The sequence below is a fragment of the Gammaproteobacteria bacterium genome (assembly GCA_015709635.1).
Classification (GTDB): Bacteria; Pseudomonadota; Gammaproteobacteria; order Burkholderiales; family Nitrosomonadaceae; genus Nitrosomonas.
Genome location: CP054180.1, coordinates 3,138,414 through 3,154,447, shown reverse-complemented (window position 1 = coordinate 3,154,447; position 16,034 = coordinate 3,138,414). Strand labels below are relative to the sequence as shown.

18 protein-coding genes are annotated in these 16,034 nt (G+C 50.9%); 7 read left to right on the top strand and 11 right to left on the bottom strand.

Going from position 1 to position 16,034, the window contains the following annotated elements; genetic code table 11:
• Positions 1-78: 78 nt before the first annotated feature.
• The 3 genes from HRU78_15000 (at position 79) to HRU78_14990 (ending at position 3,758) form a co-directional block, all read left to right on the top strand.
• Positions 79-1,596 carry a PAS domain-containing protein gene (locus HRU78_15000; protein ID QOJ24788.1) on the top strand — a complete coding sequence of 506 codons (1,518 nt, stop codon included), beginning with the start codon at positions 79-81 and terminating at the stop codon, positions 1,594-1,596.
• Between the two features lie 300 nt (positions 1,597-1,896).
• The gene (locus HRU78_14995) at positions 1,897-2,256 is read left to right on the top strand and encodes a DUF3135 domain-containing protein (GenBank protein ID QOJ24787.1); all 360 of its coding nucleotides are present in this window, start codon (positions 1,897-1,899) and stop codon (positions 2,254-2,256) included.
• A 35-nt stretch (positions 2,257-2,291) separates the two neighbouring features.
• Positions 2,292-3,758 (top strand): DUF4139 domain-containing protein, encoded by a 1,467-nt coding sequence (locus HRU78_14990; GenBank protein ID QOJ24786.1) that lies wholly within the window; start codon positions 2,292-2,294, stop codon positions 3,756-3,758.
• Positions 3,759-3,785: 27 nt separating this feature from the next.
• Here the strand turns inward: HRU78_14990 and HRU78_14985 are convergent, their stop codons facing one another.
• The 11 genes from HRU78_14985 to HRU78_14935 all read right to left on the bottom strand — a co-directional run bounded on the left by HRU78_14985 (position 3,786) and on the right by HRU78_14935 (position 12,283).
• Positions 3,786-4,829, bottom strand: coding sequence for a VanZ family protein (locus tag HRU78_14985; protein QOJ24785.1), 1,044 nt, complete (start codon positions 4,827-4,829; stop codon positions 3,786-3,788).
• Between the two features lie 313 nt (positions 4,830-5,142).
• On the bottom strand, positions 5,143-5,646 hold the full coding sequence (locus tag HRU78_14980; protein ID QOJ24784.1) for a DNA-deoxyinosine glycosylase: 504 nt from the start codon (positions 5,644-5,646) through the stop codon (positions 5,143-5,145).
• Positions 5,647-5,662: 16 nt separating this feature from the next.
• Positions 5,663-6,349 (bottom strand): 2,3-bisphosphoglycerate-dependent phosphoglycerate mutase, encoded by a 687-nt coding sequence (locus tag HRU78_14975; GenBank protein ID QOJ24783.1) that lies wholly within the window; start codon positions 6,347-6,349, stop codon positions 5,663-5,665.
• A gap of 47 nt (positions 6,350-6,396) precedes the next feature.
• Positions 6,397-7,461, bottom strand: coding sequence for a fatty acid desaturase (locus HRU78_14970; GenBank protein QOJ24782.1), 1,065 nt, complete (start codon positions 7,459-7,461; stop codon positions 6,397-6,399).
• 21 nt (positions 7,462-7,482) lie between these two features.
• Positions 7,483-7,938: an HIT family protein gene (locus HRU78_14965; GenBank protein ID QOJ24781.1), complete on the bottom strand. Its 456-nt coding sequence runs from the start codon at positions 7,936-7,938 to the stop codon at positions 7,483-7,485.
• A gap of 6 nt (positions 7,939-7,944) precedes the next feature.
• Entirely contained in the window at positions 7,945-8,694 is a 750-nt protein-coding gene (locus HRU78_14960; protein QOJ24780.1) for a phosphocholine cytidylyltransferase family protein, read from the bottom strand.
• Between the two features lie 72 nt (positions 8,695-8,766).
• The gene (locus tag HRU78_14955; protein ID QOJ24779.1) at positions 8,767-9,924 is read right to left on the bottom strand and encodes a cysteine desulfurase; all 1,158 of its coding nucleotides are present in this window, start codon (positions 9,922-9,924) and stop codon (positions 8,767-8,769) included.
• Between the two features lie 53 nt (positions 9,925-9,977).
• Positions 9,978-10,289 carry a nucleotidyltransferase domain-containing protein gene (locus HRU78_14950; protein QOJ24778.1) on the bottom strand — a complete coding sequence of 104 codons (312 nt, stop codon included), beginning with the start codon at positions 10,287-10,289 and terminating at the stop codon, positions 9,978-9,980.
• Between the two features lie 15 nt (positions 10,290-10,304).
• Complete coding sequence (locus HRU78_14945; protein QOJ24777.1) at positions 10,305-11,018, bottom strand: hypothetical protein; 714 nt, start codon at positions 11,016-11,018, stop codon at positions 10,305-10,307.
• Between the two features lie 100 nt (positions 11,019-11,118).
• Positions 11,119-11,559: a hypothetical protein gene (locus HRU78_14940; GenBank protein QOJ24776.1), complete on the bottom strand. Its 441-nt coding sequence runs from the start codon at positions 11,557-11,559 to the stop codon at positions 11,119-11,121.
• A gap of 106 nt (positions 11,560-11,665) precedes the next feature.
• Complete coding sequence (locus tag HRU78_14935; GenBank protein QOJ24775.1) at positions 11,666-12,283, bottom strand: DNA-3-methyladenine glycosylase 2 family protein; 618 nt, start codon at positions 12,281-12,283, stop codon at positions 11,666-11,668.
• A 314-nt stretch (positions 12,284-12,597) separates the two neighbouring features.
• Here HRU78_14935 and mraZ point away from each other — a divergent pair, with 314 nt between their 5' ends.
• Genes mraZ through HRU78_14915 form a run of 4 tightly spaced genes read left to right on the top strand, consistent with a single transcriptional unit; the run spans position 12,598 to position 16,032 of the window.
• Positions 12,598-13,044, top strand: coding sequence for a division/cell wall cluster transcriptional repressor MraZ (gene mraZ / locus HRU78_14930; protein QOJ24774.1), 447 nt, complete (start codon positions 12,598-12,600; stop codon positions 13,042-13,044).
• 21 nt (positions 13,045-13,065) lie between these two features.
• Entirely contained in the window at positions 13,066-14,004 is a 939-nt protein-coding gene (rsmH, locus tag HRU78_14925; protein ID QOJ24773.1) for a 16S rRNA (cytosine(1402)-N(4))-methyltransferase RsmH, read from the top strand.
• Between the two features lie 4 nt (positions 14,005-14,008).
• Positions 14,009-14,311, top strand: a complete 303-nt coding sequence (gene ftsL / locus HRU78_14920; protein ID QOJ24772.1) for a cell division protein FtsL — start codon at positions 14,009-14,011, stop codon at positions 14,309-14,311.
• A complete protein-coding gene (locus HRU78_14915) occupies positions 14,308-16,032 on the top strand; it encodes a penicillin-binding protein 2 (GenBank protein QOJ24771.1) in 1,725 nt (574 codons plus the stop codon). The genes ftsL and HRU78_14915 overlap by 4 nt, the downstream gene beginning before the upstream one ends.
• The last annotated feature ends 2 nt before the right edge of the window (positions 16,033-16,034 follow it).

Genomic DNA, 16,034 nt, shown 5'->3' with positions numbered 1-16,034 from the left:
CAAAAAAATTAAAGCTATAGAAATTTTTGTCGTAAGAAAACTCCTACTTCTTATCAATCACTATAGTGAGTAAGCACAATGAGAGTTAATGAGCCGGTTACCCAGCGTGATATGGGTATGAATAATGACTGTGTGATCATTTCGACCACCAATATGAAGGGTATTCTCACATCCGCCAACGAAGATTTTATCAAGATGAGCGGTTTTTCCTGGGAAGAGCTCGAGAATAAAAATCACAATATCATCCGCCATCCCGATGTTCCGCCAGAAGCCTACGCAATGCTGTGGGAAGCGCTGAAAGCGGGTAATCCGTGGATGGGTTTGGTAAAAAACCGTAACAAAAATGGTGATCATTATTGGGTGGATGCCTTCGCCAGTCCGCAATATGAAGACGGTAAAATTATGGGCTACCAGTCGGTGCGGGTGAAACCTGAAAAAATCTGGGTTGATCGTGCGGAAGCTTTGTATAGCAAGATTATGTCAAAGAAATCCGCCGATGATAAACGGCGTTCAAAGCTGGATGAGGTTAAATTAACTCGATTCCCACTCAGCGTATCGACCAAAATCGCGTTAGCGGTATGCGGTGTTTTCGCAGCGCTTTTTTCGGGTTTGGCGCTGGCCGGGCAAATTTCAGTACTTTTTGCTCTTTCGGGGTTTGCGATCGGCAGTTTGATCAGTTCCGCTGTTATTCATCAAATGCTGGGCGCACTTCGTGAGTTAGCGGCAAAATCAGAAAAAATTGCGAATGATCCGGTAGCGCGCTATGTTTATACCGGAAGAACCGATGAGATCGGTCAATTGGAATATGCGCAAATATTCCAGACGGCAAAACTCCGCACTGCGATTGATCGTGTCAAAGAATCATCTCAAGTATTGGAAAACGCAGCTGCTGAAATCGCAACGGGCAGCGTGGATCTGTCAAGCCGTACGGAAAATCAGGCCTCCAGTCTGGAGGAAACAGCGTCCAGCATGGAAGAGATCACCTCGACCGTGCAGCAAAATGCCGATAACGCCAAGCAAGCCAATGTTTTGGTTATGGAAGCACGCAAGCAAGCGGAAAGAAGCGGATCAGTGGTTTCCAGCACCATGCAAGCGATGTCGCAAATTAACGAAAGTAGCAAGAAAATTGCGGACATTACCAATGTCATCGATGAGATTGCATTTCAGACCAATTTGCTGGCGCTGAATGCGGCGGTCGAAGCTGCCCGTGCTGGAGAACAAGGACGCGGTTTTGCCGTGGTGGCCAATGAAGTGCGCAGTCTGGCCGGTCGCAGTGCCGAATCGGCAAAACAGATCAAAGAACTCATCAGCGATAGTGTCGCCAAAGTGGAAAGCGGTACCGAGTTGGTGGGTCAATCTGCAAATTCATTAAAAATGATCACTGAGAGTGTCAAAAAAATCTCCGATATCGTTGGCGAAATTTCTCAATCTTCTCAGGAACAAGCAAACGGAATCGAACAGATTAATCAAGCTATTTCGCAAATCGATGAAGTGACGCAGCAAAATGGTCAGCTGGTTGAGAAATTATCCTCGTCCAGCCGCGCAATGACAGAGAAAGTCAAAATGATGTCCGGTCTGGCGGATCAATTTAAGTAAGAAAGCAGAGAAAGTTGGATTAACAACCAACAAGCCGGAATTGACGCGATGCTGATTCCGGCTTTTTTATTTTACCAAGCGTGTAAACTTAGCTTTCTCACGAACATAAATACTGTTGGAAATTGGCTCATTACCAAGGCTCCTTGAATTTAATGGCCCCACATTCCAAATTTTTCAGTTCTCAGTGTCAGGGTGAAATTGACTAAAATTGCGAGTGAGCGCAATTTTGATTGCAGCTATTCGCGTTGATAGCAAGTTCATCACTCGCAAGTTCCGACAGCGGAGTGCTAGAATACTTTCATGAACGAAGAAGAAAAGACACCGGATTTTGATTTTGACCAATGGTGCAGGATTGCGCAGAGCGAACCTGAAAGGTTTGAAGCCATGCGTCAACAAATGATCAATGATTTGATTGCGCGAGCGCCGTCTCATCTCAAGCCTCGCATGACAGGCTTGCAATGGCAAGTTGACCAAATCCGTAACCAGGCCGCCAACCCGATGGCTGCTTGTGTGCAGATTTCACAGAAAATGTGGGCCAATGTGCTGGGAGAAAATGGCTTATTGAAAGCGTTGCAAGAGCCTAAAGAATTACTGAATTCGTTGGAAAAGGCTCCGGTTGCCAAGGTATTGTCGTTTGAACGGCCAAAACCGGATAAGTAAATTCGTTTTGAAGCTTTGTCTCAAAGGTGAGTTCTATGCACAAACCGCACTGTCATCCTCGCTGCACGTTGTTAGCCGTGAGTTGCATCGTATTGTTCGGTTACGCGGCAACTGTGGTTGCCGGTAGTGAACAACTGAGCACATTGAAAGATCAGAAATCCGTTGCGGTCACCATCTATAACAATGACTTAGCACTGATAAAAGATGTGCGTAGCCTTTTCTTGATCAATGGTGATTTCAATCTGGCATGGCGCGATGTCAGCGGGCTTATGCGGCCGGAGACCGCTTCGTTGAGGAGTATCGCGCATCCGGGCAGCATCGCAATCGTGGAGCAAAACTTTAATTTTGATTTGCTGACGCCGCAAAGTTTGCTGAATAAGTATGTCGGACAAATGGTGTCGGTTGTTAAAATCAATCCTGCCACCGGTGTGGAAAGCAGGGAGAGTGCTGTTGTGCTGGCGGCTGGTGACGGTGTGGTGCTCAAAATGGATGATCGCATCGAAACTGGTTTGCCTGGCCGTATTACCTTTGAGAATGTACCTGGCAATTTGCGTGACCGCCCTACTCTGGTAATCGAAGGAAATCACAAAGGCCAGGTGGCGGAAGAATTGGAATTGAGTTATTTGACCGGCGGCTTGTCCTGGAAAGCGGATTATGTCGCCGAGTTGAATGATGCGGAAAATCAGCTGGACTTGTCCGCTTGGGTAACATTGACGAATACCAGCGGCACGCGCTACGCCAATGCAAAGTTACAACTGGTGGCAGGCGATATACACCGGGTGCAACAGGAATTTGCTGCACCGCTAGCGCAGCGAGCCAAGATGGCTGCAGCTGCCGTTGCCGAACCGATGCGTCAGGAATCGCTGATGGATTATCATCTCTACACTCTGGATAGGTTAACGACCATCGCCGAAAATCAAACCAAGCAAGTTGCGCTGCTGAATGCTGCCGGCGTGCCGGCCCGTAAAGAGCTGGTGCTGATGGGCGGTGATTACTACTATGCTTCCAGCTACGGTGACCTGGGACAGAAACTGAAAGTGAATGTTTGGATGCAATTTGATAATAGTGAGTCAGCCCGATTGGGCATACCGCTACCCAAGGGCATTTTACGTGCCTATAAACGCGATAAAGCCGGTAACGCCCAATTTGTCGGTGAGGATCAGATCGATCACACGCCAAAGAATGAGTCGGTACGCGTGAAATTGGGGCAGTCATTTGACGTGACAGCGAACAAAAAACAAATCGATTTCAAACAATTGAGCACCGGTAATACCGGCAACAGCGGCGCCAACCGCTTTGAAAGCGCTTATGAAATCACGCTCAAGAATGCCAAAAAGGAAACGGCGACGGTTATGGTGCAAGAACCCATACCGGGTGATTGGAAAATCGTCGAGGAAAGTCATCCGCACGATAAACCTGCCAGCAACACAGCGATATGGAAAGTGGATATACCTGCGGAAGGGTCAGCTACGCTTAAGTACCGTGTGCAAGTGAAGTTTTGAGATGCCTATTACTTTTTAAGGATTTAATTACTGCTGAGCAATAGAGCTTTTTGCGGGTGTGCCATTCTGCTTTGAAATAAAAATCCTGCTCAATATCATCCCGGCAATCCCACCCGCCACATCAATAAAAAAATCGCTCACTAGCGGGGTTCGCCCCTCAATATAAAGTTGCGCGATTTCAGTGCTTCCGGCTAGTAGCAGCACCATGGCAATCCCTTGCAAAGTTAATTCTTTTTCCAGCATGGTCAATAAAATCAAACCGAACAGGAAGAAAAAGCAAAAATGCCAGACCTTGGATAAATCCCACGGGATGGCGGTTTTGAATAATTCGCTTTCGGCATCCAGCTGAATTTTAACTTCATTCGATACTTGCATTTTCATGTCACCCGGCAAGGTTATGCCGGCGATGATGGAGATCAAAATGGCAATCAGCAGTAAGCGGATAAGAAAATTCTTCTTGTTCATGAAAAGAAATGAACCGGCAAACAGCAGAAAATAAGCACCCCATGCAAGCAAAATGATGTCTCGCGCCCATAGATACTCCGGATTCTCGTAGACCGGGTAAACATGGATATTTTTTATCTGCAGCGATCCAGTAGTTTGGCTGAGTTGTGCAAGCAACCAGATTTTCTCAGTGTCCGATGCAATCGTGAAAGCCTTGCGGTAATTTTTCCAATCATGGTTTCCTGTCAGAGTGATAGTCGCGTGTGGCAGATCCCAGCGGTCTTTTTTTCCATCATTTTGCGCCAATAGCAATCTCGCTGTATTCCAGGGGTGCTTGCCCGCCCTCACGTTAGCGCACTTTACATCGGCGGATACCAATAAAACAGTGCCGGGTTTTACCATTGGAAGATCCTGATGCGCACTGGCACCGGTTTTTGCATCGCTGGAAAAAAGAGTTAAACCCTCATCCGTAACATCAATCCGGCTGTTTTCAGCTATCTGGAATTTCCAGTGTCCGGTCAACAGTTCTGGTCCGGTTTGCTGATACTGGTCAAAGCGGTGGTAGGATACCAAGGTGGCAATGACCAGCAGGATGAAAAGCAAGCAGTTTGTTTTAAATAAAGGCATACATTAATCCGGTGTGCTCAGCCTGACTGGGAAATCACTGTGCACTCAGGAAAGACCGCGCACTTTTTTCCTGGCCATTGTATGCCTCGGCGTACAAGTAATAATTTGTGCGATTGTTTTTTCAAAAATATTGAACCATCAAGCTAATGTATCCGACGGCAAATATAACGAGGACAATGATAATGAGCTTTTTCATCGCGATTCCTTTCAAGTGAGTACGGATTAATCGGTATTGCGCTACTTCAGCATAAGTAAATCGCATCCCGTGCTTCGCCGTCAAGGGTTCGTCTTGTTTTTAGCGCGGATATCAGGATTAAAAGGCGGAACGGAGCATGTCATGCCAAGCTCTGCATTTGTCGTCAAATGAGAAGCAGGCATTGGCGGGGCTGGTGGACGGTAAACGTGCGCATATCAAGTTAAGACCGCATCCCGGTAATACATAACGTTTAAAACTGGCCTCGGCAGTTCCACCGTTAAAAAACACATGGGTAATTTTTCGGTGAGTAGAAAAAAAGGATTGAAAGTCGTTGCTGATCTGTGAGCCGCTTTCGATCATCGAATCCAGGCTGCCGACGCGTTTGCAGGATTTAAGAACATCCCATAGCGCAATCGGCGATGATTGCAGCGCAGTGATTCTTTCTTGGTACGAAGCTTGCGGGTCGATTTGCAGCAATTGCGTCATAATCGGCCAGAAAGCGTTGCGTTGATGCGCATAATATTGTTGGGCTGCCAACGATGCTTCCCCTGGCATGCTGCCGAGGATCAGAATTTTCGCTTGGTTGCCCGCAATGGGCGGGAAGCTGTAAATGGTCGGCATGGCCGGTTGCAGCCGATTAGTCCACGTAATAATGGCGTACTGTCTTGCAGTGCCGATCCAGTTCGTAAACCAAAGGCCGTGCCGTGGCGAGCCTTGTTTTTATGACGATTACGGACGACAGCTGATCCAACAGCATGGTGAATACCCGCAAGGTATTGCGATGGGAAACGATGAGCAGCCGTTTTCCTTGCTGAATTTCCGGCCGGATCGTTTCTTCCCAATAAGGTTGTATGCGTGTCAACGTGTGCTGCAAACTTTCTCCGCGGGGAATCTCATTTTTGTCGATAGCGGCGTAACCGGGTTGATTGCCGGGAAAACGGGGGTCTTGCGGATTCAGGTACGGCGGCGTTGCATCAAATTTGATCTGACAACCCAGAATAGGCCAGATACCGAATTTTTTGATCGCTTCCCAGCGCTCCATACCTTCCAGCGCGCCGTAATGGCGCTCGTTCAAATGCCAGTTCTCATATACCGGTATATCCAGGTTCATCGCCGACAAAACGATGCGCGCCGTGGCTTTGGCGCGCTGCAGTGTCGAGGTAAAGCACATATCGAATGTGAATCCTGCCTGCTTCAGTAAATACCCGGCTTGTTGCGCTTCACGCTCGCCCTCGGGGCTCAACGGAATATCGCTCCAACCGGTAAATCGCTTTTCCCGGTTCCAGATGCTCTGGCCGTGTCGCAGCAATACCAGTTTGGTCATAGGCGGTTGCAAATTTTCTGCGGTTGGAATGGTTTTCAGCACTCGGACTATTGTTGCGGCGCTTTCGCCGCGGCTTCGGACGATTCGTGCCAGATTTGCTTCAGTGCCGGCCATAAACCGCTGCGCAGCGTTTTGATGTACTGCGAATTGTCGGTCAGATTATTGACCAGGCGGCGTTGCGCCCGGCCTAAATTATGATAAGGCATGCTCATGAACAAATGGTGCGTGGCATGGTAACGCAAGCCGACCGGTGCCCATAGTGGTGTAATCAGAAAATTGCCGGGAATGTTGACTGAATCCAGATACTGTTCCGGCAAGGTCATTTTGCGGTCGCCGGGATTGCGGTAAGCGTGCGCCGCCAGTGTGCGCAGCGAATTGAGGATAAAAATAGCCACTGCGATCAGATACCACAATATCAGCACCGAAACCGGAAACACACCCAGCCAAACCAGTGCGATTACACTGGAACCGAATAAACAGGCGCCGAGTTCTTGTTGCTGCCAGTTGAGATCGTTGCGGATGGCATCCGGCGCGCGCCGGTAAGCGGGATCGATGGTCAGCGATGACGCGCGTTCCCAGACAATTTTACGCAACGGCGGGATCAGATACGAAATCGGTGTCAGGAGCACGAAGCGCGCCGCCAATGCAATTGGGATCAGAAGCGACAGCAACACATAAACCACCATTTCCGCCGGTTTACGTGTCGCGAACGGCAGATATTCGCCATCCGCGCTGGTGCCGTACACATCCGGCTTGTGGTGGTCGTTGTGAACGCCGTCGTATGTAAACGACGGGATCATGAACGGCACGCCGCAGATGATATTCCATACCAGGCGGAAGTTTTGGAACGTGCCCTTTTTCAAGTGCGCCAGCTCATGCACAAAAATCGCCGAGCGGTATAAAGCCAAGACGGCGACCACAAAACTGCCCAATTGCCATAGCGAAAACAGCGGGGAAAGCAGCGCGGTAAAATACGCCGCCCAGCCGAGCGTGATATGAAACAGAAAATCGCTCCAATAAATCCAGGGATTCGGTGTCATCAGGTCGCGCACCAGATGATGCGCTTCGCGTAGCGGAAATTCTTTGACGTAAGGGGCTTTTTCTTCGGTCACGTGTCGTCTCGCAGGTTTCGCTTAAGACCAGCAGGATTGTATATGATTCATGATGCGCTGATTGATTGCCGCATCGGTAGCGTTGATTTGTCCCAGATTCGGCACCGCCGGCCAGCCTGCGTCGATAAATTCCAGCCCGGCAAACGATTTCGGCTGAGCATAGCGCGGCAGCACATGAAAATGCACGTCTGGGTCGACCATCATCAGCATCAGGTAATTGATTTTGTCGTAGTGAAACGCTTGGGTCAGCGCCGTTTCGATATCGCCGGTGACTTCCTGCAACTCGGTGAAGCTTGCCGGGCTTAATTCCGCAAAGGCTTTTGCCGGTTCGTGTGCAGCCAGCACCAACGCACCAAGAGTCGCTTGTGCCGGGCGCAGCAGCACCGACCAGTACCGATACGAGCGGATAATCGTTTGCGGTGCGCCGAACTTGCGCATCGTCGCGTTAAATTCTGATGGAATCGACAACTGTGTCATGCCAAATCATTGACTAAAAATAATGCCCGCACGCGATAAATCTTCGATGAAATCGATTTCGCACCAGCGCAATCCTTGGATCGAACAGGAATTAACCAAACGTTGTTTGGCGAGCCGGTCGATGATCGACAAATACCACGATTTCAACTCCGCCGGGTGGCGTAACGCTTCTTCCACGGCTTGCCGGAATAGTTGTACGCCTTCGCCGCGGAAATAAATCAAGCCGATCGATTCCGCATTAACCTCATGCGGCGGTACGATTTTGCTGACTTGCTGTACCCAACCCTTGGTATCCAGTTGCACTTTCATATCGTCGGCATCGTAACTGTCCTTGAAATCCACGCTGAGTGTAATGGGCGCGGCCTGCGAATTCAAGACCTTGTTCAGCAGCGCGGATTCGATCACGGTATCGCCGTTCATAATTAGAAAATCGCTATCCATTTCACCGCGTGCAATCCAGCAACTGGCGAGATTATCCGCCACTTCATAAAACGGGTTGAACAGGATTTTGATGCCCGGATACTGCGCATAACGCTGCCGCAGCAAGTCTTCGATCAATCCCACCTGGAAACCGGTGATGACGGTAATGTCGGTCACGCCAACAGCCAGCAGCGCCTCGAGTTGCCATGCCAGTACCGGTTTGTCGGCAACCGGCAGCAGGCATTTCGGTGTGTTTTCGGTCAACGGCAGCAGTCGCCGTCCTTGTCCGGCGCTCAGGATAATCGCTTTGATCGGTTTCTCGGTTTGATGGGTCATGTCGGGATTGATTGCGCGGGGCGGTTTGATCAATCCGGCATTGTAGCGAAGTTTGCTCGCTGCAATGCGCTTTTAAAATGAAATACTGCTTGTTTGCCGCAATTCCGCGACAATGCGTTGCGTCGCACGCAAAAAACCATCGACTTGTTCCGGTGTATTGTCCCGGCCAAGACTGACACGCACCGCACAACGCGCCAGCAGCGGATCGATCCCCATCGCCGCGAGCACGTGACTTTGCCCCGGATTCACGCTGGAGCACGCCGCCCCGGCGGCAACGGCAAAACCGGCTTTGTCGAGCTTCACGACCAACGTGTCACCCTCGATATCCGGCAGCGCAAAATAGCAAGTATTGGGAATGCGTGCAGCATTACTGCCGAAAATCGCCGCACCCATACTAAGCAATCCTGTTTCCAGTTGTTCGCGCAAGCGGACGGTGTGCTGTGCGGTTTCCGCCAGGCGCGCCACGGCCAATTCGCACGCCACGCCGAAACCGGCAATCGCCGGAACGTTTTCGGTGCCGGAGCGCAGGCCGTTTTCGTGTCCGCCGCCGTAAATCAACGGTTTCAGCAGCAGGCGCTTGTCGACGATCAACGCCGCCGCACCTTTCGGGCCGTAAATCTTGTGCGCGGATAACGTCATTGCATGCACGTTGAGCGCTGAAAAATCCACCGGGATTTTACCCAATCCCTGAATCGCATCGGTATGCACATAGGCGCCGTGCGAACGCGCCAGCTCAGCAACTGCGGCGACATCCTGAATCACGCCGGTTTCGTTATTCGCCAGCATGACCGACACCACACCCGGTTTGTTGGCTTGCATTGCTACCTCGGCGGCAGCGGCATCGACTTGCCCTTCCGCATTCACCGTCAGCTGATGCATCGCCCAAGGATCGCAACTGCGCCGCGCGATCGCTTGCGCCGGTTTCAGCACGCACGGATGCTCGATCGCACTGATGAACAGATTGCCCGGCTTCAAGCTGTCGACCGCGCCGCGCACAAACAAATTATTCGCCTCCGAACCGCCGCTGGTGAAAATCACCTGCACCGGCTGCACCCCGACCGCCTCCGCCACCTGCTTGCGTGCTTTATCGATCGCCCGCCGGGCATTGATGCCGTAGCTATGACGGCTAGACGCGTTGCCAAATTCCTGCTGGAAATACGGCAGCATGGCTTCCAGCACGGCATCGTCGAGGCGGGTGGTGGCGTTGTGGTCGAAGTAGGTTGGTTCCATGAATCTCGTGGACAGTTAATTGTAAAAACTGAATGATAAACCTTAAAAGTCTGTTATGACGAACGCGGATTGACCAAAACCACATGCGCCTGCTGAATATTTTCGCGAAACTGTGCTGGGATTTCATCCCAAACAAACAAATCGACCCGGAACGGCAGCTGACTTTCTTCCAATGCTTCTTTCAACGCGGCGACTGCCCGCTTCTGCTCCGCGGATGCAAAAACCGCCAAATCCAAATCGGATTGCGGGCGCGCCGTTCCTTTGATGCGTGAACCGTAAACCCAGACCGTCACGTCCGGCAGATAGTCATTCAGCAGATCGAGCAGGATTTTGCGCTGATCCGGCGTAATATCAAGATTTTGCATTATCGCCCTGTCTATTTACTCTGGATTGCCCATGTACTTGTTACGCCAGCGGTTGGCATGCGCGAGAAAATCCGTCTTCTCCAAAAGCAGAGGCGGTTCGACGTTTTCGAAGTGATCCATGAATATCGTGGCACCATGAACAAGGAACTTTACCATTTCTTCCAGCCACGTCCTTAAGTACTTTTCACTCAAGAACGGGCCGATTTTGCCGAGCCTTTCGGGCGCCAAGAGCTGAAAGCTTGGTGCCGTGGCATGAGAGGCGTACTCAGATAAGCGGTCGTACATCTCCTTCCGTTTGTTGCCAGAGAGCTGATCCCGGCTATTGAGTGCATTCCGAATAGCGCCCGGTCCAAACTTCGCGATTCTCTGCTTTTTGTCACTTGTCTTCCACACGGCGATTTGGTTTGGATTCGTTTGCAAATAGTCGAGCAGTGCCACGGTTTCGAAGATATCCCGCATGAGAGCAAAGGCCGACTGGTAGTAGCCGGAGAGGCCAAGCTTTATCGACGATGCCGTAGAATTAAAAAGCCTCAGACCAAGATACTGAACAGTTAGTTCGTCGTCGGTTGCGTTGGCATGGTCGTGCGCCAGAGCGTAGATGACCGTCATCGATCCGTGGATCATGGCCAAGTGATCGCTGAGGTTTTGTTGAGCTTCGATCAGACGGAAGCTATCTTCGCGGATCTTTTCCTCATGCTTGTGCAAGGAAATGAGATTTTTGGGGAGCATCGCGTCGAAGCAACCTAGCGTTTAAGGCGAGGGGCGCGGAGCGGGTGGGCTAAATCCGCTGGCGTAGCGTCCCTCTCGATCGCAATGTTAAGCACTGTGATCATTCTGGGAGAACACAACGGTAATAGTCTGTTTCTTTGGGGGCGCCATTTATTGCCACCGTAAATTCTTTATCGGCTTCCCCGCGATTTTTCAGCTTTGCAACGCACAGAAACGCTTTTGAGTTGTATAACGTATTCATAATGTAAAGAACATATTTGTTATCTGAGCCAACGTACATACAACCGACTGGCTTGGTGTACCATTGGGCATGGACGGATGAGGTGAGATCGTATTTCACGCTTTTCAAGCAGTCATCACGATTGTCGTGATTTGACCACCATATCTCTAGCTTGTTGCTTTTCTTATTCGTGGCATATACCTGCCATGGTTTTTCATGGAAGTCTGATTTTTCAGAATTGCCGACTTTGACCTTGATCTCAACTTCACAGCCAGCAAGAAGAAAAAGTATGGGTAGTAAGACGATGCGCAGGAGAGTCATAGCTATACCTAACTCGAATTGGAAAGATAGCTAAAAAAGCAAAATATCTGCATAAATTCGTTAACAGAGATGCTATTGTAATTGAATACTCTATAACTGAACTCCTTCAATACGCCACCGGCAGCGGATCCAAGCTGCGCCATAAGTACCAGGTTGCGACCGAGCGCCAGGGCTGCCATGGCTTGGCGAGTTCGAGCATGGTTTTTTTGTCGACCGGTTGTTTTTCAAGGTAGTGCAGGCTCATTGCGCGTTGCAGGCCGATGTCGTCCAGCGGCAGCACATCCGGGCGGTGTAGGTGGAAAATCAGGAACATTTCCGCCGTCCAGCGGCCGATGCCTTTGACTTGAATCAGTTGTTTGATGATGCTTTCATCGTCCAGATCTTCCCACGCCGTTTCATTCAAATCCCCTTCGCGGAAGTGCCGCGATAAATCGTGCAGGTAGATGACCTTTCTCGCGGACAATCCGCACGATCTCAGTAATTCCTCCTCGGCAGCGGCAATGGTGTGCGGCGTGATGTCCGGGATTGCGCCGATCACTTTTTGCCAGACGCTTTCGGCGGCTTTGACGGAGATTTGCTGCCCGACGATGGAGCGTGCCAGCGTGGTGAATGCGCAGCCGCGCGAGACCAGCGTGGCATCGGGAAACTGTCCGATCAATTGCTGCATGACGGTATCGCGGGCGGCCAGTTCTTGAGTGGCTTGAGTCCAATAAGCGGGTGTCATCGGCGGTTAAAGTGGGAAATTGAAACCGCGAAGTGTGCATTTTTTTGCTTCTTAAAACAATCCTGTCCGGTGCATTCCTGTGGCCGAATTAACATTCTTCCTCTGATTCTTCTCCTATCTATCTTATTTATTTGAATATTTTATTGCCTTCTTGGCGCTAATCCGCTGTGGCTTTAAGTCTTTGTCACATAACTATAAAAGCCCAATTTCTTGCTTGACTAGCAGGGTTTTTTTGATTAAAGTGGGAAGTGGTGGGGGAATGTGGGAAAATTTGGTGGGCCTCGATAAATTTTTCCAAAATTTGAGGAGACAGCATGTTTCGTGGCGTCACGCAACTCAGTCTGGATGCAAAAGGTAGGCTTGCGATACCCGCAAGATACCGTGGCGAGCTGATGTCTTCTTGCACAGGACACTTGATTGTGACTGTTGATCCTTCCAAGTGTCTGCTGATTTATCCTCAGCCGGCTTGGGAGCCGATAGAACAAAAACTCAATAATCTTTCCAGTTTTGATTCGAAGACCCGCAATTTGCAGCGGCTGCTGGTGGGTAACGCCAGTGATGTCGAAATGGATGCTGCTGGCCGCATTTTGCTGCCGCCGCCGCTGCGTATTTTTGCCGGTTTGTCCAAGGATGTGGTTTTGGTCGGTCAAGGGACAAAGTTCGAGTTGTGGAATGAAGAGCAATGGAATTTGCAGATTGAAGAAGCGCTGGCATTCAAGGATGGCGATATACCGCCTGAATTGGATGGTTTTTCGTTGTAACTGAGACCGGAAAAGCAGTAGATGCACATTCCGGTTTTGCTGCATGAAGCGGTCGATGCATTGGCGATCAAACCGGATGGCGTGTATGTCGATGCGACATTCGGGCGCGGCGGCCATAGCCGCCAGATCTTGATGCGATTGGGTGAGCATGGGCGGCTTATTGCGTTGGATCGGGATCCGGCGGCGGTCGTTTCGGCTGAGGCAATTGCCGACGAGCGGTTTTGTATCCGACATGGCAGTTTCGCGCACATGCAACGGATATTGCAGCAGCTTGGGATTGCCAAGATTGACGGCGTATTGCTGGATTTAGGGGTGTCGTCGCCGCAATTGGAGGAAGTTTCGCGCGGATTCAGTTTCCGCGCTGGTGGGCCGCTCGATATGCGCATGGATATAACGCAGGGGCAAACGGCGGCTGAATGGCTGGCGACTGTTGCGGAAGAGCAACTGGAACGAGTGATCAAGGACTATGGAGAAGAGCGGTTTGCCCGGCAGATTGCAAAAGCGATAGTTGTGGCAAGAGCGCGGCAGCCGATTGTTACCACATCGCAACTTGCGGAAATTGTTTCAGGGGTTGTGCGCCCGCGTCAGCGGGAAAGCATGCGGCATCCGGCGACGCGCACTTTTCAGGCGATACGGATTTTTCTCAATCAGGAGCTTGAAGAATTATCGCTTGTTTTGCCGCAATGCGTGGAGTTGTTGAATCCGGGCGGCAGGTTGGTGGTGATCAGTTTTCATTCGTTGGAGGATCGTATGGTCAAACAATTTATGCGTAAGGCTGCCAGTACCGACGAATTGCCGCGCGGTGTACCGCTGCGGGAAAAAGATGTGCAAAAGTTGAGCAAACAGACTTTGCGTGTGATTGGCCGGGCGGTGCGGCCAGGCGAGCTAGAAGTGGATGAAAATGTGCGGGCGAGAAGCGCGGTAATGCGTGTGGCTGAGAAAGTAACCCTAAACGGATGACGGGATGTTCAAGCTGAACATTTTTCTGGTTTTTATATTGATCGCATGTGCGTTGGGTGTGGTGACCTCGCAGCATATGGTGCGCAAGCTGTTTATGGCGCTGGAAAATGAAAAGGAAATCGAGCGTAAGCTGGATGTGGAATGGGGCAGATTGCAACTGGAACAGAGCACATTGATTATGCATGGCCGGATCGAGCACATCGCGAGAGAACATCTGAAAATGACCGTGCCGGCCGCGGCCAGCATGCAAATCGTATCGATCAATGAGGCCGAGGATCGGCTGGATGCGAAAGGGTTAAAACCATGATCAAACCCGAATTACGGCAAATCAAGCTATCGACGTGGCGCTCGCTGCTGCTGTTCGGTTTGCTGGTGCTGGGGTTGATCAGTTTGGCGGGACGTGCGGCGTATTTGCAAGGCATGCACCATGATTTTTTGCAGGAGAAAGGCGAGTCGCGTTACAGCCGCGTCGTGGAAATGAATGCCGACCGCGGCATGATTACCGACCGCAATGGTCATATCCTGGCGATCAGTTCACCGGTTGCCTCGATTTACGCCGATCCGAAAATGATCGATATCAAGCCGGAACAATTGAAGCAATTGGCGGGTTTGCTCGAGATGGATAGCGCCGAGATCGATGCCCGCCTCAACCGGGAAAATAGCCGATTTGTTTATTTGAAGCGGCAAGTGGTGCCGGATACCGCTGAAAAAATCATGAAGATGAAAATCAAAGGGATTCATTTAACCAGCGAATCCAAGCGCTATTATCCGGAAAGCGAGTTTGCCGCGCATGTGCTGGGATTTACCGATATCAACGACGAAGGCCAGGAAGGCGTGGAGCGCGGCTGGCAAGACACGCTCGCGGGTGAGCTAGGACGGCGCCGCGTGCTCAAGGATAACAAAGGGCAGATTATCGAGGATGTGGAGAACATCCGTCCGCCCAAGCCGGGTCATGATTTGGTGTTGTCCATCGATAGAAGAATTCAGTATCGCGCGCATGCGGAATTGAAAGATGCGGTGCTGGCCAATAACGCCAAAGCCGGCAGCATCGTCGTGCTGGACGCGCAAACCGGCGAAATTCTGGCTCTGACCAATTTACCGGCGTATAACCCGAACAGACGCTCATCCATTACCAATGAAAGACTGCGCAACCGGGCGTTGATCGATACGTTCGAACCGGGCTCGACATTAAAACCATTTACCGTGGCGATTGCGATGGAAATCGGTAAAGTCAATGCCAATACGGTACTGCAAACCGCGCCGGGGACGTGGCAAGTAGGTAAAAAAACCATACGCGATGTCAGCAATAAAGGTGAATTGACGGTGGCTCAAATCATCCAGCAATCGAGTAATGTCGGAACGTCAAAAATCGCCTTGTCGCTGGAATCGCAAACCATGTGGGAAATGTTTAACCGCTCCGGATTCGGCACGCTGACGAATTCCGGTTTTCCCGGTGAAGCCAGCGGCATATTGCGCCCCTACAATAAATGGCGGCCGATTGAACAAGCCACGATGTCGTACGGCCACGGCATCTCAACCAGTCTGATGCAACTGGCGCGCGCCTATACGATTTTCGCCAGCGGCGGCGAGTTGAAACCGATCTCGTTGTTGAAACAAAACATGCCGGTGATGGGGCAGCGTGTCATCTCGCGCGATACTGCGCAGGCGATGAGTCGCATGCTGGAGATGGCCACCAAGCCCGGCGGTACGGCTCCGCTGGCGCAGATCAGCGGCTACCGAGTCGCCGGTAAAACGGGCACGGCACATAAGCTGGTCGACGGCCAGTACGCCAATAAACGCTATATCTCCACGTTTGTCGGCTACGCACCGGCATCGAATCCGCGCTTGATCATCGCCGTGATGATCGACGAGCCTTCCGCCGGTAAATATTTCGGTGGCGCCGTGGCGGCACCGGTGTTCAGTAAAGTCATGTCCGGCGCGCTGCGCATCCTGAATATTCCGCCGGATGCGCCGGCCAATAATGTCATTACCTTTACCGCAACCCCTGAAATGGGTGACGAAGGATAAAT